This is a genomic window from Streptomyces sp. NPDC001410 (assembly GCF_042895235.1).
Taxonomy (GTDB): domain Bacteria; phylum Actinomycetota; class Actinomycetes; order Streptomycetales; family Streptomycetaceae; genus Streptomyces.
Map to the genome: position 1 here is coordinate 23,359 of NZ_JBIAWE010000015.1, position 20,735 is coordinate 44,093.

Here is a 20,735-nt window from a genome sequence, read left to right on the forward strand (position 1 = left end):
GGGCCTGGCATCCGGCGTTGTACTGGAAAGGGAAGCACCACCGAACGAGGGGAATGGCCGTGCCGTCGTCCGACATCCCTCTCCCGGACAAGCCACACAAGGTCTTCGACCGGGACGCCGAGTGGCAGGAACTCGTCGCGTTCGCCTGTGACAGCCGGCCCGAGGCCCGCCTGGGGGTGGTCAGCGGGCGGCTCCGACAGGGCAAGACGTATTTGCTGGAGGCGCTCACCGGCGCTCTCGGAGGCTTCTACTTCGGGGCGCAGCAGGGGACACAGACCGAATCGCTGAGCCACCTCGCCAATGAGCTGGCCCGGTACACAAACGCGCCGTCCCCACCCCACTGGCACGGTTGGGAGGATGCCACCGACGACCTCCTGGCGCTCGGAGACCGACGTCCGACGCCCATCGTCCTCGATGAGTTCCCCGACCTGGTGCGGCAGAGCCCCTCGCTCCCCTCGATCCTGCACAGCGCCTACCGGCACCACGACGGCGGACGGCCCGGCCATGCACGCCTCCTGTTGACCGGCAGCTCACTGCCCCTCATGCACCGGCTGTTCAGCACCGCCTCCCCACTGCACGAACTGAGCGATCTGCACCTCACCCTGCATCCGTTCGACTACCGCCAGGCGGCACGCTTCTGGGGCATCGACGACCCCGTCCTCGCCCTGCTCGTCCACGCCGTCGTCGGCGGAACCCCTGTGTACCGGCACGACTTCGTCCAGGACGACGCCCCCACAGGGCGGGAGGACTTCGACGCCTGGGTGTGCAGGACCGTACTCAACCCCGGCAAGCCCCTGTACCGCGAGGCGTACCACCTGCTGCAGGAGGAGATCGACCACAAGGACCGCGCGCTGTGCCACTCCGCCCTCGCCGCCGTCGCCACGGGCTGCTCGACCCAGGGCCAGGTCGCGGACTGCCTCGGCGCTCCCCTGACCGACACCGCGCGCTGCCTCGGGCTGCTGCGGGAACACGGCCTGCTCCACAGCGAGCCCGACGCCTTCCGACCCGGCCTCATCAGACTGCGCGTCACCGAGTCACTGCTGGCTTTCGAGCACGCGGTCGTACGGCCTCACCGGTCGGCCCTGGCGCAGCACGACCCCGTCGCGGTCTGGAAGCATGCCCGCCCGGACTTCGACTCCATGGTGGCCCGATCCCACTTCGCTCAGATCTGCCGCGACTGGGCCCTCCACTTCACCGACCCGGACACCTTCGGCGCCCGACCCGGTTCGGCGGCCCACGGGTCAGTGGCCGACCCGGCACACCCCGGAGGCAAGGACATGGCGGCGGAAGTGGTCGTACGCGGCCACGGCGGCGTACGCGACGGCTCTCTGCTGTCCGTGGGCCTGGCCCGGTGGGACGAGGTCATGGACCTGACCCATCTGGAACGTCTCCGCATCCTCCGCGACATCCTCGCCGACCGCGGCGAGGACACCACCCGCACCCGGTCGGCCTGCTACAGCGGCGTCGGCTTCAGCCCCGCCCTCCGCACCGCCGAAGCCCAGGGACAAGTGGTACTCGTGGACATGGACCGGCTGTACGGACGCAGGTAGCCCCTGCGGTGGATCAGCTGCCACCTCGTAGGCAACGGCGAATCCCATGCTGTGTCCGAACAGGGCGAGCAGTGCGTCGAGGGCATCGCCGTCATGCAGCGGAGGATGACCTTCGCTGCCACAGGGCCGATACTGAGGAACAGGACTCCCTTCGTCTGTCATCAAGATCAGAGACCACTTCTAGGCTTCTTAGGAGATACGGATGAAGATGCTGATCAACGTCCCGGAGACCGTGGTGGCAGACGGGCTGCGGGGTATGGCGGCCGCACATCCCGAGCTGACCGTGGACGTGGAGAACCGGGTGATCGTCCGCCGGGACGCTCCCGTGGCCGGGCAGGTCGCACTCGTCTCGGGTGGTGGGTCGGGGCACGAGCCGCTGCACGGCGGATTCGTCGGTCCGGGCATGCTCTCGGCGGCCTGTCCCGGCGAGGTGTTCACCTCGCCGGTGCCGGACCAGATGGCGCGCGCCGCGGCCGCAGTCGACAGCGGGGCCGGCGTGCTGTTCGTCGTGAAGAACTACACCGGTGACGTGCTCAACTTCGACATGGCGGCCGAACTCGCCGAGGACGAGGGCATCCAGGTCGGGAAGGTGCTGGTCAACGATGACGTGGCGGTGACCGACAGCCTGTACACGGCCGGCCGGCGCGGCACCGGCGCGACCCTGTTCGTGGAGAAGATCGCGGGTGCCGCGGCGGCCGAGGGACAGCCGCTGGAGCGGGTGGAGGCCGTCGGGCGCCAGGTGAACGAGAACGCCCGCAGCTTCGGTGTCGCGCTGAGCGCCGTCACCACCCCGGCCAAGGGCTCTCCGACGTTCGATCTGCCCTCCGGCGAGCTGGAGTTGGGCATCGGCATCCACGGCGAGCCGGGCCGGGAGCGGCGGGCGATGATGACCTCCGGGGAGATCGCCGACTTCGCGGTGCACGCCATCCTGGAGGACATGCCCCCGCGCAACCCCGTGCTGGTCCTGGTCAACGGCATGGGCGCCACCCCGCTGCTGGAGCTGTACGGCTTCAACGCCGAGGTGCAGCGGGTGCTCGGCGAGCGGGGCGTGACCGTGGCCCGCACCCTTGTCGGCAACTACGTCACCTCCCTCGACATGGCGGGCGCCTCGGTCACGCTGTGCCAGGTCGACGAGGAACTGCTGCGGCTGTGGGACGCACCGGTGAAGACCCCGGCACTGCGCTGGGGGATGTGACACGGCGTACGAAGCGGTCAACACCCCTACGACGCAAGGAGATCCAGTGCTCGACGCCGATTTCTTCCGCCGTTGGATGACGGCGACCGCCGCGTCCGTCGACCGGGAGGCGGAACGGCTCACGGCCCTCGACTCGGCCATCGGGGACGCCGACCACGGCAGCAACATGCAGCGCGGGTTCACCGCCGTCCTGGCCAGCCTGGAGGAGGAGTCGCCGGCCACCCCGGGTGCCGTGCTGGTCCTGGCCGGGCGCCGACTCATCTCGACGGTCGGCGGGGCGGCCGGGCCGCTGTACGGCACCCTGCTGCGCAAGGCCGGCAAGGCGCTCGGGGACGCCCCCGAGGTCAGCGAGAAGCAGCTGGCCGAAGCGCTCAGGGCGGGCGTGGACGGGGTGATGGCGCTGGGCGGTGCGGCACCAGGTGACAAGACCATGATCGACTCCCTCGTCCCCGCCGTGGACGCGCTCGGCGACGGCTTCGGCGCGGCGCGGTCGGCCGCGGAGGAGGGTGCGGTGGCCACCATTCCGCTGCTCGCCCGCAAGGGCCGGGCCAGCTATCTCGGCGAGCGCAGTATCGGGCACCAGGATCCGGGGGCCACCTCGTCGGCCCTGTTGATCGCCGGACTGGAAGAAGCGGCTTCGGGGGCGTCCGGTGAGTGACGGGAAACTGGTCGGGATCGTGCTGGTGTCGCACAGCGCGGAGGTCGCCACGTCCGTCGCCGAGCTGGCGAAGGGCCTGGCGGGCGGGGCTACCGCGGTGCCCGTCGCCGCGGCGGGCGGCACCGAGGGGGGCGGGCTCGGCACCAGCGCCGAGCTGATCTCCGCGGCGGCCGCGTCCGTGGACCGCGGGGTCGGGGTGGCCGTCCTCACCGACCTCGGCAGTGCGGTGCTCACCGTGAAGGCGCTGCTCGCCGAGGGCGATGACCTCCCGGACGGCGCACGGCTGGTGGACGCGCCGTTCGTCGAGGGTGCGGTGGCGGCGGTCGTCACGGCGGCCACGGGCGCGGACCTCGAAGCGGTGGAGGCGGCGGCAGCGGAGGCGTACAGCTACCGCAAGGTGTGACCGAGCGGGGCGGCCGACACGGTGCGGGCGGCCCAGGGCACGGCTCTGCCGTTCGCGTCCCGTCGGCCTCAGCGCTTGGCCTGCACGAACTGCCGGGCCAGCCGCTCCCCGGTCGCCACCGCCGCACGGTGGTTCTCGATGGGGGTGACCTCGGAGTCCTTGAAGACGATGTACGTGACACCGGAGGGGACTCCACCGTTGCGCGGATCGGGCCGGATGCCGAGGGCCCGGGCGGTGGCGTAGGAGGCCTCGCCGATGATGTCACGCGGGCCTGTGTCGCCGACGACCGCGTACTGCACCCGGTCCCGGTAGATCACGGCCGCCACGGAGCCGCCCCGGACACCGTTCGCGCGGTGGTCCCAGATGCCACTCGGAGCAGGGACCACGATGTAGGGCAGGGACTCTGCGTTCAGGTGGCGGCCGTCGGACTGCTGGTAGGCGGTGGCGGTGCAGAAGTACGGATCGGTGCGGCGGTTGCAGCGGGCGGTGGACCGTCCGTCGCAGTCGACGTCCAGGTCGGCCTTCCAGAACACCGCCTTGCGCGTGCCGCAGACCGGCACGGTCGCGGGGGCACCGCCGTCGGTGCGGTACCGGCCCCGGGAAACCTGGGTGCATCTACGTACCCGGTCCAGCAGGGCGGCGCCGGTCACGGCGTCCTCGCCGCGGGCCACGGGTCCTGGGTCGACAGTGGTCACGGCGTCCTCGCTGCGGGCCACGGGCTCTGGGGCGACAGCGGCGGGAGGCGTCGTCGGGGTGAGCAGGGCGGCGCCGGCCGCAGCCAGCTTCAGCGACTGGACACGGACTCTGAGAGACCCTCTCCTGGAGAACATTTCGGACATATTGCCCAAATCGCGAGTGCAGCCACCCCCATGGGGCTGGATGGAGCATCCCCCTGACACCCTGTGACACGGCCGGCCAGGCACCGAACCGGCATCAGTCAGTTGCACAAGCTCAGGCACGCCTGCCGTGCCAGGATGCCTCCCGGCACGGCAGAGCGTTGCCCATCAGGAGCGGCGCAGGCCCTGCCTTGCAGCGGCCCGCATTCCCTGAACGCGTGGATGTGCTTTACGGTCTCGGAAGCCGCTCACCGTGAACGTCACGGTTGGTTGACGAGTGGAGTCCAGGGCTCGTCCCAGACGAAGGTGCCTCCCTGGATGTCACCGTGCGTCTCATACACCGTGTTGTCGGTGGTGAGCACCTTGGCGAAGGCCGAGTTGCCCTGCGCCGTGATGGATACGGCACACGGATTCGCGGGGTAGCCGGGGTTCGGGTCTCCGTCACTGATGTTCTGCCAGACGTAGGGCCCGGTCGCCTCGAAGGTGATGCCGTCCCCGTCGAGGTCCACGCCGCCGTCGTGGGGCCGACGGCCGACGTGGTAGCTCCCATCGGTGAGGAGTGCCGCGCTGAATTCCTCGGAATTGCTGGGAGCGTAGCTGTCGATGTCGACGCAGGGGCCGGTGGCGCCCGTCGGACCGGTGGGCCCGGTCGGACCCGTCGGACCCGTCGGACCCGTCGGACCGGTCTCGCCCGTCGGACCCGTCGGACCGGTGGGCCCGGTCGGACCCGTCGGACCCGTCGGACCCGTCGGACCGGTCTTACCCCTGCAGTCGTCGTGACCCCCACCGCCGCTTTGGGAAGCACTGTCGGCCTTGCACTCGCCGCCCCCCGCGGGCGTGCTCTTCAGGACTGCTGACGACCGGGGGGTGTAGGTGCCGGCGAGTGCGGGGCTGGAGAGGCCCAGCACCACGATGGCCAGCGATGTCGCCGCGGCTCCGACGAGCCGTCCGCGCCGCTGCGGAAGCGGGCCGAGTTTGAATGGGGCCCTGTTGACAGGACTCATGAAGTGACCTTTCCTGAGTTCGAATTGCTCGTGCACCCGGGGGTGCGAGCGCATGCCCCTTTCCCTGGCCTTGACCTCCACGCTGTGACCGGGGCCGGCGGCAGGGGACAGGGGCTCCGCTTGTCGAGCACCTGTCTGGGCGTCGCTATGAACTGTTGGTCATAATTTGGCCAGTAGTGGGGTGTACGACATCAGGCGCGCTCACGAATCAGCACAACGACCGCCCGAAGACCCCTGAACGGAGCAAACACCGGCGTGCCGGAGCTCTTGCGGGCCCGTCACTTCCTTAAAGTCACCGGCACCTTCACATGGCGAACGGTGATGATGTGAATCCTTCCATTTGCCTTTGCATGATCGTCAAGAACGAGTCGCGCGTCATCGAACGCTGCCTCTCGTCGGTTCGCGACTTGATCACCACCTGGGTCATCTCCGACACGGGATCCTCGGACGGCACGCAGGAGCTGATCCGCGACACCCTCAGGGGCATCCCCGGCGAACTTCACGAGGAGCCGTGGGTCGACTTCGGTCACAACCGCAGCCTGAACATCGCTCACGCGCGCGGGAAGGCTGATTACCTGCTCCTGCTCGATGCCGACCTGGAGATCCGGCAGGACAGCCCCCTGCCGCCCTTGACTGCCGCGTCCTACATGCTGCGACACGAAGGCAAGCTCGAGTACCGCATCAAGCGGCTGGTCAGAGGCGACATCGCCTGGCGCTACGAAGGTGTCACGCACGAGTACCTCACCACCGACGAACCGGCCGATCAGGCAATTCTCGACGCTCTGGTCATCGTGGACCACGCCGACGGAGGATCGCGTCACGACAAGTTCGAGCGCGACGCACGTCTGCTGAGCGCCGAGCTCGAGCGGGATCCCGACGACGCCCGCACCGTCTTCTACCTGGCCCAGACCATGCGTGACATGGGCCGGGCGGAGGAGGCCATGGCGCTGTACGAGCGTCGCGCCGAGATGGGCGGTTGGCCTGAGGAGGTCTACTACTCCCAGCTCCAGGCAGGCATCCTCAAGGCCGATACCGGCGACTGGCCGGGCGCCATGGACATGCTCGTGCAGGCTCAGGAGACCCGGCCCCACCGCCTGGAAGCCTCTTTCGAACTGTGTTCGCGACTGCGTGCCATGGGCCGCTACCAGGCGGCATACGCCTTCGCTGCAACCGGTCTCAACCGGCCTGTGCCGGACGACCTGCTTTTCGTCAGCCCCTGGGTGTACCGATGGGGGATGCTGTTCGAGTTCTCGATCAGTGCGTACTGGGTGGGGGACGCGGCAGGCTCACATCAAGCATGCGACCGGCTCCTCGCCATGCCTGAATTGCCCGCCGCCCGCCGCAGGCAGACGCTCGCCAACCGCGAATTCGCCACCCGGCGCCTTTCCGCCGTGCTGGGCACTCCCCTCGGCGGATCCGCCCGTCGCGGACGGCCCAAGGCCACGACGTCAAAGCGCGGGAAGTAGGGCGGGAGCCTTTCTTCCGGACCCTTCGGGCGAACCCGAGAAAGCAACAGGGGCCGGGGGCCTGAGCCGATGTCGGTCCAGGCCCCCGGCCGCCCATGTCGGCGCGGGTCCGGCGACGACAGCGTTTCCGCGCCACAGGCATGAACTTCCCTGCTCTCTCGGGGAGTTCAGCCCTAGGGAGCCCTCAGCATACGTAACTCCCGCGCATGGTCACCAACACGACCCCCTTGCTTCGGCCGCACATGCCGGGCCATATTGGTCCGGACCTTTGCTCGTGATGCCGTCTCCAGGGAGGCAGCGCCGTGCGACGTGTTCCCCTCCGGCCCGTGCTGGCCTGCGGCGCCCTGGTGCTGGTCGGGTCCTGCGGCTGGAGCGGTGCGGCCGAAGGCGACGGCGGGCGGGCGCCCGGCGCTCCGACGGGTGTCACCGCCGCGGCCGGGAGCGCCACCAGCGTGCACGTCATGTGGAACGCGGTGCCGGACGGGCCCGGGGTCCGCACCTACGAGGTATATCGCGGCCCCACGAAGGTCACTGAAGTACCGGGCTCGCAGCACATGGTGGACGTCACCAGGCTCAGGCCGTCCACCGTGTATGTCTTCACCGTGCGGGCCCGGGACGGGGACGGCCGGCTCGGGCCGCCGAGCCGCGAGGTGCGGGCGCGGACGCCCGCCGTGGTGGCGGCGGACCGCTCGGCGCCGACCCGCCCGCTGCGGCCGGCCGGGCGGGCGGTCGGCAGCCGGTCGGTCCAGCTGTCCTGGGCCGCCTCCCGGGACGACAAGGGCGTGGTGTCGTACGACGTCTACCAGGGCGACGCGAAGATCCACAGCGTCGGCGGCGGCCAGACCGCGACCGTGGTCACCGGGCTGCGTCCCGGCACCCTGTACGTCTTCAGCGTGCGGGCGCGGGACGCGGCCGACAACCTCTCGCCCGCGAGCGCGCCGGTCCGGATCGGTACGCCGGGCACGGACGACGGCCGGGACACCGCACCGACCGGGTTCACCGCCACGACCCACCGGTCCGCCGGGGCCTACTACATCGACCTCGCCTGGGATCCGCCACGCGTGGACGGGATGATCACCGAGTACCGGATCCGGCTGGACGGCACCACGGCCACCTCCCTGGTGTGGGGCGGCGATCCGCCGCGCGGCCGGGCCCGCTACAGCTTCTACGTCGGGCGGGACACGGGGGCGGAGCACCGGGTACGGCTGCGGGCGCGACTGCCGGACGGCACCTGGGGCGGATTCTCTGCGGAGCGGACCGTGACCACTGGCGAGGGCGCGGGCGGCTGACGGTCGGTCGGCCGGAGTCGGCCCGCACCGGACCGGCGAATCCCGTCGGCCCGTCACCTGACCGGGCGCGGTCCGCGTGCGGCGGGGTCCGGGGCCGCGTTTGCTGCCCTTGAGGGCAGCACGGACGTTTCCCGACCCTCGGCGGCGCATGGGACCGCCAACCGTGCCGCCGGAGGCCAGCCAATGCGAAACTCCAGACTCCTCCTCCGCTCCGGCCTGACCCTGGCGGCCGCCGCCGCGCTCCCGACCGCACTCGCCGGGCCCTCGGCCGCGGTCTCGGGCATCTCGGTGAGCACCACCGGGTCCACGGTCTCGGTCGTCACCAGCGCCTGTGTCCAGAACAACGGCAGCTGGGGCACCGCCTCGCTGCTCAGCAGCGGCCAGGCGAACTTCGCCCAGGGCCGCCAGGTGGCCCTGTCGGGCACGACCATCAGCCAGTCCGCGGCCTGGTCGAGCGTGAGCCCGGGCACGTACACGGTCGTGGTGGTGTGCTCCAACGGCGTGACCGCCGGCAGTCAGTCCGTGATCGTGTCGGCCGCCACCACCCCCACGACCTCCTCGACGCGCGCCGCGTCCCCTTCGCGCGGTGTGATGGGCGGCCTCGGCGGCGCGGCCCGCGACTACGGCCCGCTGACCCTGGGCGTCGGCGTGGCCCTGGTGACCTCGGGCGTGGTCGGCACGGCCTGGTTCCTGCGCCGGCGCTCGAAGCCGTACCGCCTCTGAGGCCTCCCCGTCAGCCGGACGTGTCGCCCGTCGGTTCCGGTGCTTCGGCGGGCAGTTCGGCGAACTCCTTCAGGGCGTGGGTCAGCCACTGGGTCCAGAAGGTCTCCAGGTCGATGCCCGCCCGCAGGACCAGATGCCTCAGGCGGTCCTCCGGGGCGGCCCGGTCCGGCGGGAAGTCGCGCCGCTCGATCTCCTCGTACTCGGCCAACTGCCGCTGGTGCAGCTCCAGATGGCGGCGCAGGTCGGCCTGGAGGCCTGCCGTGCCGACCACCGCCGAGGCGCGCAGCCGCAGCAGCAGGATGTCCCGCTGCGGCTTGGGGTCCTGGGAGGCGGCGGTCCAGCGGGCCAGTTCGGCGCGGCCCGCGGGCAGAACCTCGTAGCTCTTCTTCTGCCCACGGGCCGGCTGCTCGGCCGGCAGGGTGCGGATGTAGCCCTCGCCCTCCAGCTTCCCCAGCTCGCGATAGATCTGCTGGTGCGTCGCGGACCAGAAGTAGCCGATCGACTTGTCGAACCGGCGGGTCAGTTCGAGACCCGACGACGGCTTCTCCAGCAGGGCGATGAGGATGGCGTGCGGGAGTGACATGGGCTCATCCTAGGGACCGGCGTACGGCTCCTACAGGGCCGCCGCCACCTCGGTGCCCTGCTTGATGGCCCGCTTGGCGTCCAGTTCGGCCGCGACGTCGGCGCCGCCGATCAGGTGGGCGCTGCGCCCGGCGGCGACCAGCTCCTCGTACAGGCCGCGGCGCGGCTCCTGGCCGGTGCACAGCACGACGGTGTCGACCTCCAGGACCGTGCTCTCGTCGCCGACGGTGATGTGCAGGCCCGCGTCGTCGATGCGGTCGTAGCGCACGCCCGGGACCATGGTCACGCCGCGGTGCTTCAGCTCGGTGCGGTGGATCCAGCCGGTGGTCTTGCCGAGTCCGGCGCCGACCTTGGTGGTCTTGCGCTGGAGCAGGTGGACCGTGCGCGGCGGGGCCGGCCGCTGCGGCGCGGCGAGGCCGCCCGGTGCCGCGTAGTCCATGTCGACGCCCCAGTTGCGGAAGTACGTCTGCGGGTCCTCGCTCGCCTTGTCGCCGCCGTCGGTGAGGTACTCGGCGACGTCGAAGCCGATGCCGCCGGCGCCGAGGACGGCGACGCGGTCACCGACGGGGGCGCCGTCGCGCAGGACGTCGAGGTAGCCGAGGACGCGGGGGTGGTCGACGCCGGGGATCTCGGGGGTGCGCGGGGTGACGCCGGTGGCGACGACGACCTCGTCGTAGCCGGCCAGGTCCTCGGTGGTGACCCAGGTGTCGAGGCGTACGTCCACGCCGTGCTCGTCGAGCTGGTGGCGGAAGTAGCGCAGCGTCTCGTCGAACTCCTGCTTGCCGGGGACCTTGCGGGCCACGTTCAGCTGGCCGCCGATCTCGCTCGCGGCGTCGAAGAGCACCACGTCGTGGCCGCGTTCGGCGGCGCTCACCGCGCAGGCGAGGCCCGCCGGACCGGCGCCGACGACGGCGACGCGCTTCTTCAGCCGCGTCGGGGAGAGCACCAGTTCCGTCTCGTGGCAGGCGCGCGGGTTGACCAGGCAGGAGGTGATCTTGCCGCTGAACGTGTGGTCCAGGCAGGCCTGGTTGCAGCCGATGCAGGTGTTGATGGCCTCGGGCGTGCCGGCTGCGGCCTTGTTGACGAAGTCGGGGTCGGCGAGCATCGGGCGCGCCATGGAGACCATGTCCGCACAGCCGTCGGCGAGCAACTCCTCGGCCAGCTCGGGGGTGTTGATGCGGTTGGTCGTCACCAGCGGGACGGACACCGCGCCCATGAGCTTCTTGGTGACCCAGGTGTAGGCGCCGCGCGGCACCGAGGTGGCGATGGTGGGGATGCGCGCCTCGTGCCAGCCGATGCCGGTGTTGATGATCGTCGCCCCGGCGGCCTCGACGGCCTTGGCGAGGGTGACGACCTCCTCCAGGGAGGAGCCGCCCGGGACCAGGTCCAGCATGGAGAGCCGGTAGACGATGATGAAGTCCTCGCCGACGGCCTCGCGCACCCGCCGGACGATCTCGACCGGGAAGCGCATCCGGTTCTCGTACGAGCCGCCCCAGCGGTCCGTGCGGTGGTTGGTCTGGGCGGCGATGAACTCGTTGATCAGGTAGCCCTCGGAGCCCATGATCTCGACGCCGTCGTAGCCGGCCTGCCGGGCGAGGCGGGCGGCGCGGGCGTAGTCGTCGATGGTGCGCTCGACGTCGGCGTCGGTCAGTTCGCGCGGTGCGAAGGGGCTGATCGGGGCCTGGAGCGGGCTCGGGGCGACCAGGTCCTGGTGGTAGGCGTACCGGCCGAAGTGCAGGATCTGCATCGCGATCCGGCCGCCCTCGCGGTGCACGGCCTCGGTGACGGCCTTGTGCTGTTCGGCCTCCGCCTCGGTGGTGAGCTTGGCGCCGCCCTCGTAGGGCCGCCCCTCGTCGTTGGGTGCGATGCCGCCGGTGACGATGAGCCCGACTCCGCCGCGCGCGCGGGCCGCGTAGAACGCCGCCATCCGCTCGAAGCCTCGCTCGGCCTCCTCCAGACCGACGTGCATGGAGCCCATGAGCACGCGGTTGGGCAGGGTGGTGAATCCCAGGTCGAGCGGGGACATCAGGTGCGGGTAACGGCTCATCGGGCCCTCCGTGCGCGGTGTGGTGGTCTCTGTTGTAGAGGACCCCACAGCCATTGTGCAACTAGTTGCATAAACGCACGGAGGTGAACCCGATCACTCTGTCACCACCGGCACGTCACCGGCTTTCGAGCAGGATGTGCAGCTCCCTTTCCTGGTCTCCCGAGGCCGAGGAGAGGTTGCGCACCGTGAAGAGCGAGTCCAGCGTCCGGTGGAGCCGGTTGATCGCCCAGTAGCTGCCCTGTGCGTCGGCCTCGACGGAGGCGGCGAGCCGGGCGGGCGGCCTGCAGGCGTGGGTGTCGGTGACCTCGAAGGTGCCGAGCCACACCATCGGGCGCGTTTCATGGAGCTGCTGCGGCACGTCCTCGGCGCACCGGTCGGACTCGAAGCACTCGCACAGCGCGTCGAACACGATCCGGGCGTCTTCCTTGCTGCATCCGCTGATCTCCAGGGAGACGGACTCCTCGTGCGATCGCTCAGGGGCCATCGTGATCGCTCCTCTCATGGCGGTGGCGCGATACCGCGGGCTCCCCGCGCACCGCGCCACCTCCCCAGAAAACCACCACTTTCCGGAAACGCACCACCTGTCGCGACACCGGAGGCGGCGGGGGGGGCTCAGCCGCTCAGCCGCGCGCGAACTTGTACGTCTTGCTGTCCGTGAGCACGCAGAACCCGGGCGAGATGACGATCACGCGCAGGATGCCGGTGCGGCGGTCGTAGTCGATGCCCTCCGTCTCGAAGGTGCCCGAGCAGGAGCTGCGCAGCGGCAGCTTGCGCAGGGCGGTGACATGGCCGGAGACGTCTGCCGAGCCCGGGGTCGCGGACAGGTCGATCTGGAGCAGCGGCTTGGTCATGCCGAAGAGGGAGCCGTCCGGGTCGTCCGAGGAGCACAGCAGGGTCGTCGGGCCGGAGAAGTCGCAGCCCTGGACATCGCGCACGGCGTGGTCGAGGTTGACCTTGGAGGCCTGCGGGAGGTTCGCCGAGGGCGAGGTGCTCGGGTTGATGCCGGGGGTCGGGAAGACCAGCAGGCGGTTCATGGTGCCCCACTCCCCCGCCAGCATCCACTGGCCGTCCGGTGAGATCGCGTCCCAGGAGTTGTTCAGGGCCTCGCCGGGGCTGAGCGTGTGGACGAACTCCGACCAGGCGCCGCCCGGTACCCGCACGCGGAACATCTTCGAGTTGCCGGAGTCCTGCTGGTAGGGCTCGATGTAGTAGCCGTTGTACGAGGCGTCGGGGTCGCCGACGTGGTTCCAGCCGCGGCTGGAGACGCCGATGGGGATGGTGCCGATGCCGGTGTACCGGTTGGGGCTGTTCGCCGGGACCTCCACCGAGGTCAGACCCTGACTCTCGGTCAGCGGGTCGGCGCGGTCGGAGCCGGTCTCGGTCCAGGTGTCGGCGGCGGAGGCCGGGGCGGGTGCGGCGAGGGACACGACGGCGGCGGTGGCCAGGGTGACGAGTCCGGCGAGGACGGTGTGACAACGTTGCCGGACGGACGGGGACGCGGGCATGGCCGACTCCTCGAACGGGGGTGGGGCACTCGGTCGGCGGACAGTCTGGCGGGGCCTGATGGTCATGTACAGACCAATGAACGACATCAGCGTGAACTCTCCTGCGCCCGGGGACTTGCCGACCGGTCACGGGGGTGGTTACTTCGGCGGACGTCCGCAGCCGTGTTGAGAGATGGTGGAGATAGTCGGCGGCGGCGTCGGAGAGTCGGGTGTGAGCGCGATAGAACAAGGGGAGTCGGCACGGGGGACGACGTGCCGTGCGGACGGGCGAAGGCGGTGCATGGCATGAGTGCAGCCGGGGCTCCGGTGGCCGAGGGCGGCGGGCCGGTGCGTCCGAGCGGGCTGCTCGACGTACTGAGCGTGGCGTCGGTGGTGCTGGACGCCGAGGGCCGCATCGTGCTGTGGAGCCCCCAGGCGGAGGAGCTGTTCGGCTACTCGGCGCAGGAGGCGCTCGGGGAGTTCGCCGCGCGGCTGATGGTGCACGACGAGCACATCGAGCTGGTCGGCAAGCTGTTCGCCGACGTGATGCGGACCGGTCAGAGCTGGGCCGGGGCGTTCCCCGTCCGGGTCAAGGGCGGCGGCACGCGGCTGGTGGAGTTCCGCAACATGCGCCTGCTGGACGACCAGGGCGACGTGTACGCGCTGGGGCTCGCGGCCGACCGGTCCACGGTGCGCCGCCTCGAACAGGACGTGGCGCTGTCCGAGCGGATGGTGAAGCAGTCGCCGATCGGATTCGCCGTGTTCGACACGGACCTGCGGTACGTCTCGGTCAACCCGGCCCTGGCGGAGATCAACGGCATCCCCGCCGAGGAGCACGTCGGGCGGACCGTCGGCGAGATGCTGCCGCTGCTGGACGTCGACGCCCTGGAAGGCGCGGCCCGCCGGGTCATGGAGACCGGGGTGCCCCTCGTCGCCCAGTCCACCATCGGCCGGACCCCGGCCGATCCGGACGAGGACCACGCCTGGTCGGTTTCGCTCTACCGGCTGGAGGACTCGGTGGGCACGGTGCTCGGCGTCGCGGCCTCGGTCGTGGACATCACCGAGGCCTACCGCGGACGTATCGAGACCGAGAAGGCGCGGCGTCGGCTCGCCGTCATCGCCGACGCCTCCGCCCGGATCGGTACGACGCTGGAGCTGGAGCGCACCGCGTTCGAGCTGGCCGAGGTCGCCGCGCCCGCGCTGGCCGACGTGGCCGCCGTCGACCTGCTGGACGCCGTCGTGGAGGGCCGGCCCAGCACGCTCGGCCCCTCGGAGCCCGCGGTGATCCGGGCCCTGGCGCTGCGCGCCGAGCAGGAGTCGGACGCCGTCCGGGCCGCCGACGCTCCGGGCCGGATCGCCACGTACGGGCCCGACCGGCTGGTCACCGAGTGCGTCCGTACGGGTGAGGCGGTGCTGGTGCCGCATGTCAAGGACGACGACCTGCCGCGCATCGCCCGCTCCCCCGAGTCGGCGGTGCTGCTGGGCCGGGCGGGCCTGCACTCGTATCTGGCCGTGCCGCTGATCGCCCGCGGCGAGGTGCTGGGCGCCCTCGACCTCAAGCGGACCCGCAATCCGGCGCCCTTCGACGAGGACGACGTCCTGCTGGCCCGGGAGCTGGCGGCCCGCGCGGCCGTGCAGATCGACAACGCCCGCTGGTACCAGAACGCCCGCAACACCGCGCTCACCCTGCAGCGCAGCCTGCTGCCCAGCCATCCGCCGGTCACGACGGGCCTGGAGGTGGCCTCCCGCTACCAGCCCGCGGGCGCCACCAGCGAGGTCGGCGGCGACTGGTTCGACGTCATCCCGCTGGAGGGCGGCCGCACCGCGCTCGTGGTGGGCGACGTGATGGGCAGCGGCATCAGCGCCGCCGCCACGATGGGCCGGCTGCGCACCGCGACCACCACGCTGGCCTCGCTCGGCCTCGACCCGGCGGTGCTGCTGGAGCACCTGGACAAGACGACCTCGGCCCTGGACCACTCGATCGCCACCTGCGTGTACGCCGTCCACGACCCGCATCTGCGGCAGTGCCGGATCGCCAATGCCGGCCATCTGCCCCCGGCCCGGGTGCGTCCCGGTCACCCGCCGGAGCTGCTCGACCTGCCCACCGGGGTCCCGCTGGGCGTGGGCGGGGTCGAGTTCTCCACCGTGACGGTCGACTTCGAGCCGGGCGACGAGCTGGTGTTCTACACCGACGGGCTGGTCGAGACCCGCTGCCATTCCCTGGACGAACGCCTGGACTTCCTGCTGTCCCTGCTCGGTGACCCCGCCCGCCCCCTGGAGGAGGCCTGCGACCTGCTCCTGCGGACGCTGCACCACCCCGACAACCACGACGACGTGGCCCTGCTCATCGCCCGGGCCCAGGAACTGGAGTGAGCTGCTACTCCTGCACGCCGATCACCACGTGCGCGTACGCCTCCTCCGCCACCGCCAGACGGGGCGTCAGACCGGCTCGCGTGAACGCCTCCATGGCAGCCTGCGCCTGGCGTTCGCTGGTCTCGGTCAGGAGGCAGCCGCCGGGCGCCAGCCACTGCGGGGCCCCGGCGGCCACCCGGCGCAGCACGTCGAGGCCGTCCGCGCCGCCGTCGAGGGCGGTCTGCGGCTCGTGGTCGCGGGCCTCCGCCGGCAGGAACGCCACCTCGGCGCTGGGGACGTAGGGGACGTTGGCCGTGAGGATGCCGACGCGGCCCCGCAGGCCGGTGGGCAGGGCGTCGAACAGGTCGCCCACGTGGGCCCGGCCGTCGTAGGGGGCGAGGTTGCGGCGGGCGCAGCGTACGGCCGTCGGGTCGATGTCGGCGGCGTGCACCTCAACAGCACCCAGCGCGGCGGCCAGGGCCGCGCCGAGCGCACCGGAGCCGCAGCACAGGTCGACCACGACCCGTGCGCCCGGGGCCTGGGCCAGTGCCTGGTCGACCAGGAACTCGGTACGGCGGCGGGGGACGAAGACGCCCTCGTCCACGGCGATCCGCAGACCGTGGAACTCGGCCCAGCCGAGGACCAGTTCGAGCGGAAGTCCGGCGGCGCGCCGGTCCACCATCGCGGACAGTTCCTCGGGGGTACGGGCGGCGGCGAGGAGCAACTCCGCCTCGTCCTCGGCGAAGACGCACCCGGCGGCGCGCAGCGCGGAGACGACGGTGGAAGGGGAGAGCGGGGGCAGGGAGGGCATGGAAGCCGAGAGCCTTTCGGAGACCTGGAGCCGAAGGGCGCTCTCGCGGTCACCGGTGCCGGTGGTCCGCGCTGTCACAGAAGGCTGTCACAAGGAGAGAGCACCCCAGCTGACACAGCGGTAATGGGTCTCACCTCCTCGACAGCCGGTGGCCGCGTACCGTGCGCGGCCGGACGGCCACCTTACCCCAGTGGCCGCATCGGCCGTCATCCGCGCCGAGTTCGAAACTGCCTGGCGCGGCATGGTGCGGCCGGTTACGATCGCCACGATGACCATTCACTGTGCTGACAGATCGGGGGTCCCGTCCGCGCAAGGTGAGTGCTGATGCTCACTCAGACCGCGTACGGGGATTCCCGACTTTCCTTGTGGCTGCGCGTGCGCGAGTTCGCCGTGCCGCCTTCCATGATCGAGACCGCGACAGTCCGCCGCCGTGCCGGGGACTGGGCGGGGGCGTGCGCCGCCGCCGGTGTCGATGTCGACCTCGATCTGCGTTCGGTCGCCCGCGACCACGGCCGGGACCTCGCGGCCCGGGTCCGCGCCGACCTCCGCCACCTCGCTCCCGACCTGCTGCGCTGGCACATGCCGAGGATCGCGCCCGACGGACTGCTGCGCCCGGGGCTGACCCTCGCCCTGGCCCGGTACGACGACCCGGGGCAGGCCAGGGGCGGCCCGGTGCACCTGGTCGCCCGGACGCCTCCCGCCTGGGCCGACGCCGGTCAGCGGATCGGCCTCGCGCTGTGGGACGGGTCCCCTTCGGGCACCGCCCGGCATCCGCATCCGCGCCCCAGCCGGCGCTACCGGCTCGATCTGCACCGGCACCTGTGGGATGCGCGCCGGGCCGGTGAGCTGCGGGAGCGGTCGGGAGCCGACGGACCGGTGACGGACCCGGAGCTGCCGGACCTGGAGCTGCCGGACCTGGTGCCGCCGGGTGTCGGCTGTGCCTCAGGCCTGTGGGCGGCCGAGGCGGCCGTCCTGCTCGATGCCGAGGGGCGGTCCGCCGGCACCTTCGTCGTGCGGCTCGGCGGCCGGCGCCGACTGGTGCTGGACCTGGTCGCGAACGGCGACCACGGGGCTCCGGCTGCCCTGCGGGTCGCGGCGTCGCTGCCCAAGGGCAGCATGTCCGCGCTGCCCGTCCTGCCGGACGCGGCGACCTGGGTCCTGCCGGATCTGGAGCTGCTGCGGGCCGGTCTGCTCGAACCCGACCGCCTGCACCCGCTGGTCGCGTCCGCACTCGTGCCGGAGCACGCGCCGTCCGGTCCCCCACGCCGTCCCGACCGGGCAGGGGAACCTCGGCTCGTGGAGTGCCGGGGAGCCCGGCACCGGATCGGCCTGGTCGACGGCGTGCTGGCCCCGCTGGACCACGCTCCGGAGGAGATCCGGCGGGAGGACCTGCTGGTCGCGCTGGGCGGACCGCCGCTCCCCTGTCTGCAGGCCATCGACGAGGCGCACCGGCGTCCGGACTGCCTCACGGGTGTCCGCGAACGCCTGGACCACGGCGACACCGCGGGCGCGCTGGCCGTGGTCGAGGGTCTGCTGGGTCCCGACGCGCTGCTGCGTGACGGTTCCCTGCGGGGTGAGCTGGAGGCGGCCGCGGCCCGGAAGATCACGTACGGGCTCTACCGGGCGGGTCTCGTCGGTCCCGGCCCCGCCCCTGTCGATCCGAAACGTCGCGCCGCCCGGCACCACCGCCGACGCCCTCGCCAGGCGACCTTCCTCCGCTGAATTCACGTTCCAGCCCGCTGAATTCATGGTTCAGCCCCCGACTTCACACCCCAGGTGACCACATATGTCCTCACACACTCCCTTCGCCATGCCCGAAACGCCGTCCCACACTTCTCAACTCGACGTCGCCGCAGACCTGTTGGCCCTGCTACGGGACGCGAGCAGCGAACCCCGAGCCGACACCCAGCTGGAGGCGCTGACCCTGGCCGTGGCCGCCGACCTCCCCGTGCTGCTGTGGGGTGAGCCGGGCATCGGCAAGACGGCCGCCCTGACGCAGCTCGCGAGCGCCCTGGACCTGCCGCTGACCACCGTGATCGCCAGCGTCCACGAGCCGTCCGACTTCTCCGGGTTGCCCGTCGTGGGCGACGACCCCGCGGAACAGGGGGTCCCGATGGCGCCGCCGGACTGGGCGGTGCGGCTGGTCCGGGCCGGGCGCGGGCTGCTGTTCCTGGACGAGCTGTCCACCGCACCGCCCGCCGTCCAGGCGGCCCTGCTCCGGCTGGTGCTGGAGCGGCGGGTCGGCGCGCTGCGGCTGCCGCCCGGTGTGCGGATCGTGGCCGCCGCCAATCCGCGGTCCTCGGCCGCCGACGGCTGGGAACTGAGCCCGCCCCTGGCCAACCGGTTCGTGCACCTCCAGTGGACGCACGACCACGACGTCGTCGTACGCGGCCTGGGCGGGACCTGGCCCCGGGCCGCCCTGCCCCGGCTCGACGCGGAGAAGCTGCCGGAAGCCGTGGACTTCGCGCGGCGCGCGGTCTGCGGCTTCCTCACCGCGCGCCCGACGCTCGTGCACCGGCTGCCCAGCGGCGAGACCCGCCGGGGCGGCGCCTGGCCGTCGCCCCGCAGCTGGGAGATGACCCTGCGTCTGATCGCCTTCGCGACCGCCGCGGGCTCCTCCCGCGAGGTGCTGTCCCTGCTGGTCAGGGGGACGGTCGGGGACGGAGCGGGCCTTGAGCTGCTGGCGAGCCTGGACCGGATGGACCTGCCGGATCCCGAGGCCCTGCTGGCCGACCCCGCCGGTGCCGTGCTGCCCGAACGCGGGGATCTGCGGCAGGCCGTGCTGGACGGCGTGGTGGACGCGGTCCGCAAGCGGCCGGAGCGGGCTCGCTGGGACGCGGCGTGGACGCTGCTGGTCCGCGCGATGGAGTCCGGGGCCCCGGACGTGGTGGTCGTCCCCGCCACCACGCTGGCCTCCCTGCGCCAGGAGGACTGGGACGTACCGGAGGCGATCGAGCGGCTCGCCGGCGTGGTCTCGCTGTCCCGGCGCGCCGACGAGGCCGCCCGCCGGTCCGCGGTCGCGGCCGGGGCCCGCCGATGACGGCCGGTGCGCCCGGGGCGCTGGACCTCGGCAAGCTCTTCGCCGCCCGGCTGCACGCGGCCCGGGCGCGGCCCTACCTGGCGACGGCCCTGTTCGCGCTGCACCCCGTCGAGTCGCGGCAGGTGCCGACGATGGCCGTCGACCGGCACTGGCGGTGCTACGTCTCACCCGCCTTCGTGGACCGGACCCCCGTGGAGGATCTCGCCGGGGTGTGGGTGCACGAGGTGGCGCACCTGCTGCGCGACCACCACGGACGCGGCGACCGGGTCGCCCGGGAGCGCGGACTGCACGGCCGCGGGGAGCGGCTGCGGATGAACATCGCCGCGGACCTGGAGATCAACGACGACGTGTACGGCGACGGGCTGGTACGACCGAAAGGAGCCGTCACACCCGGACAACTGAAGCTGCCCGAGGACAAGTTGATGGAGGACTACCTGCGGCTGTTCCGGCTCGGGCCACGGCACCAGGAGCTGGCCTGGCTGGACTGCGGCAGCGGCGCCGACGGCCTGGAACGCGAGTGGGACCTGGGGCCGGACGGCGCCCACGGGCTCAGCGAGCAGGAACGGGACGCGGTGCGCTTCCGGGTGGCGCAGGGCATCACCGGCGCGCCGGGGAACGCGCCCAAGGGGTGGCAGCGGTGGGCCGAGGAGGCGTTCCATCCGCCGCAGCCCTGGCGGGAGTTGCTGGGTGCGGCGGTGCGCTCGGCGGTCTCCGGTGGGGGGTCGGGCGACGACTACAGCTACGGCCGTCCGCCGCGGCGCGCGGCCGGGGTGCCCGGCGTGGTCCTGCCGAGTCTGCGGCGCAGGCCGCCTCGGGTGTGCGTGGTCGTCGACACGTCCGGGTCGGTCAGCGACGCCGAACTGGGCAGCGCGCTCCTGGAGGTTGCCGCGATCTCCCGAGCCGTGGGCGGCCGTCGCGACCTGGTCACGGTGGTGTCGTGCGATGCGGCGGCCCAGACCGTGCACTCGCTGTGCCGGGACGAGGGGATCGCGCTGGTGGGCGGAGGAGGTACGGACCTGCGGACGGGCTTCGCCCGGGCGCTGCGGGCACGGCCGGTCCCTGACGTCGTCGTGGTCCTGACGGACGGACAGACGCCCTGGCCTCAGTCGCGGCCACCGTGCCGGACGGTGGTGGGCCTGTTTCCCCGGCAACGGCAGGGCCGCGGGTCCCGGGCCGAGGACAACCCCGAGTACCGGCCGGACGTACCGCCCGAGTGGGCGCGGGTGGTGACGATCGGGACAGGGAGCCGGTGAGCCCGACACGGCGAGGGGGCGCCGTCCGCCGCCGGACGGTGC

General features: G+C 72.0%; 18 protein-coding genes. 11 read left to right on the top strand and 7 right to left on the bottom strand.

Going from position 1 to position 20,735, the window contains the following annotated elements:
* Positions 1-53: 53 nt before the first annotated feature.
* From ACFY3C_RS30085 to ACFY3C_RS30100, 4 genes are all read left to right on the top strand, one after another.
* On the top strand, positions 54-1,550 hold the full coding sequence (locus ACFY3C_RS30085; RefSeq protein ID WP_390772985.1) for an ATP-binding protein: 1,497 nt from the start codon (positions 54-56) through the stop codon (positions 1,548-1,550).
* A gap of 202 nt (positions 1,551-1,752) precedes the next feature.
* The gene (gene dhaK, locus ACFY3C_RS30090; RefSeq protein WP_386575499.1) at positions 1,753-2,745 is read left to right on the top strand and encodes a dihydroxyacetone kinase subunit DhaK; all 993 of its coding nucleotides are present in this window, start codon (positions 1,753-1,755) and stop codon (positions 2,743-2,745) included.
* A gap of 46 nt (positions 2,746-2,791) precedes the next feature.
* Positions 2,792-3,403 carry a dihydroxyacetone kinase subunit DhaL gene (dhaL, locus tag ACFY3C_RS30095; RefSeq protein WP_390772986.1) on the top strand — a complete coding sequence of 204 codons (612 nt, stop codon included), beginning with the start codon at positions 2,792-2,794 and terminating at the stop codon, positions 3,401-3,403.
* Positions 3,396-3,806 (top strand): PTS-dependent dihydroxyacetone kinase phosphotransferase subunit DhaM, encoded by a 411-nt coding sequence (locus ACFY3C_RS30100; RefSeq protein ID WP_390772987.1) that lies wholly within the window; start codon positions 3,396-3,398, stop codon positions 3,804-3,806. Before dhaL ends, ACFY3C_RS30100 begins: the two co-directional genes overlap by 8 nt.
* A gap of 68 nt (positions 3,807-3,874) precedes the next feature.
* Here the strand turns inward: ACFY3C_RS30100 and ACFY3C_RS30105 are convergent, their stop codons facing one another.
* Complete coding sequence (locus ACFY3C_RS30105; protein WP_390772988.1) at positions 3,875-4,636, bottom strand: glycoside hydrolase family 75 protein; 762 nt, start codon at positions 4,634-4,636, stop codon at positions 3,875-3,877.
* A 266-nt stretch (positions 4,637-4,902) separates the two neighbouring features.
* Positions 4,903-5,151: a hypothetical protein gene (locus ACFY3C_RS30110; protein ID WP_390772989.1), complete on the bottom strand. Its 249-nt coding sequence runs from the start codon at positions 5,149-5,151 to the stop codon at positions 4,903-4,905.
* An 845-nt stretch (positions 5,152-5,996) separates the two neighbouring features.
* On the opposite strand from ACFY3C_RS30110, the gene ACFY3C_RS30115 reads away from it, so the two are divergent.
* From ACFY3C_RS30115 to ACFY3C_RS30125, 3 genes are all read left to right on the top strand, one after another.
* Positions 5,997-7,112, top strand: coding sequence for a glycosyltransferase (locus ACFY3C_RS30115; protein WP_390772990.1), 1,116 nt, complete (start codon positions 5,997-5,999; stop codon positions 7,110-7,112).
* Between the two features lie 302 nt (positions 7,113-7,414).
* Positions 7,415-8,401 carry a fibronectin type III domain-containing protein gene (locus tag ACFY3C_RS30120; protein WP_390772991.1) on the top strand — a complete coding sequence of 329 codons (987 nt, stop codon included), beginning with the start codon at positions 7,415-7,417 and terminating at the stop codon, positions 8,399-8,401.
* Positions 8,402-8,584: 183 nt separating this feature from the next.
* Positions 8,585-9,124, top strand: a complete 540-nt coding sequence (locus ACFY3C_RS30125) for a hypothetical protein (RefSeq protein WP_386575489.1) — start codon at positions 8,585-8,587, stop codon at positions 9,122-9,124.
* Positions 9,125-9,134: 10 nt separating this feature from the next.
* Here the strand turns inward: ACFY3C_RS30125 and ACFY3C_RS30130 are convergent, their stop codons facing one another.
* The 4 genes from ACFY3C_RS30130 to ACFY3C_RS30145 form a co-directional block, all read right to left on the bottom strand.
* Positions 9,135-9,707 carry a PadR family transcriptional regulator gene (locus ACFY3C_RS30130; RefSeq protein ID WP_386575488.1) on the bottom strand — a complete coding sequence of 191 codons (573 nt, stop codon included), beginning with the start codon at positions 9,705-9,707 and terminating at the stop codon, positions 9,135-9,137.
* Positions 9,708-9,737: 30 nt separating this feature from the next.
* A complete protein-coding gene (locus tag ACFY3C_RS30135) occupies positions 9,738-11,753 on the bottom strand; it encodes an FAD-dependent oxidoreductase (protein ID WP_390772992.1) in 2,016 nt (671 codons plus the stop codon).
* Between the two features lie 115 nt (positions 11,754-11,868).
* Positions 11,869-12,237 (bottom strand): hypothetical protein, encoded by a 369-nt coding sequence (locus ACFY3C_RS30140; protein ID WP_386575486.1) that lies wholly within the window; start codon positions 12,235-12,237, stop codon positions 11,869-11,871.
* 136 nt (positions 12,238-12,373) lie between these two features.
* Positions 12,374-13,258 carry a hypothetical protein gene (locus ACFY3C_RS30145; RefSeq protein ID WP_390772993.1) on the bottom strand — a complete coding sequence of 295 codons (885 nt, stop codon included), beginning with the start codon at positions 13,256-13,258 and terminating at the stop codon, positions 12,374-12,376.
* A 285-nt stretch (positions 13,259-13,543) separates the two neighbouring features.
* Here ACFY3C_RS30145 and ACFY3C_RS30150 point away from each other — a divergent pair, with 285 nt between their 5' ends.
* Positions 13,544-15,610 (top strand): SpoIIE family protein phosphatase, encoded by a 2,067-nt coding sequence (locus ACFY3C_RS30150; RefSeq protein ID WP_390772994.1) that lies wholly within the window; start codon positions 13,544-13,546, stop codon positions 15,608-15,610.
* Between the two features lie 4 nt (positions 15,611-15,614).
* On the opposite strand, the gene ACFY3C_RS30155 is transcribed toward ACFY3C_RS30150, so the two are convergent.
* A complete protein-coding gene (locus ACFY3C_RS30155) occupies positions 15,615-16,400 on the bottom strand; it encodes a putative protein N(5)-glutamine methyltransferase (protein ID WP_386575481.1) in 786 nt (261 codons plus the stop codon).
* 324 nt (positions 16,401-16,724) lie between these two features.
* On the opposite strand from ACFY3C_RS30155, the gene ACFY3C_RS30160 reads away from it, so the two are divergent.
* The 3 genes from ACFY3C_RS30160 to ACFY3C_RS30170 all read left to right on the top strand — a co-directional run bounded on the left by ACFY3C_RS30160 (position 16,725) and on the right by ACFY3C_RS30170 (position 20,693).
* The gene (locus ACFY3C_RS30160; RefSeq protein WP_390772995.1) at positions 16,725-18,122 is read left to right on the top strand and encodes a hypothetical protein; all 1,398 of its coding nucleotides are present in this window, start codon (positions 16,725-16,727) and stop codon (positions 18,120-18,122) included.
* 64 nt (positions 18,123-18,186) lie between these two features.
* Positions 18,187-19,440, top strand: coding sequence for an AAA family ATPase (locus ACFY3C_RS30165; RefSeq protein ID WP_390772996.1), 1,254 nt, complete (start codon positions 18,187-18,189; stop codon positions 19,438-19,440).
* Positions 19,437-20,693, top strand: coding sequence for a VWA-like domain-containing protein (locus ACFY3C_RS30170; protein WP_390772997.1), 1,257 nt, complete (start codon positions 19,437-19,439; stop codon positions 20,691-20,693). Before ACFY3C_RS30165 ends, ACFY3C_RS30170 begins: the two co-directional genes overlap by 4 nt.
* Positions 20,694-20,735 lie beyond the last annotated feature (42 nt).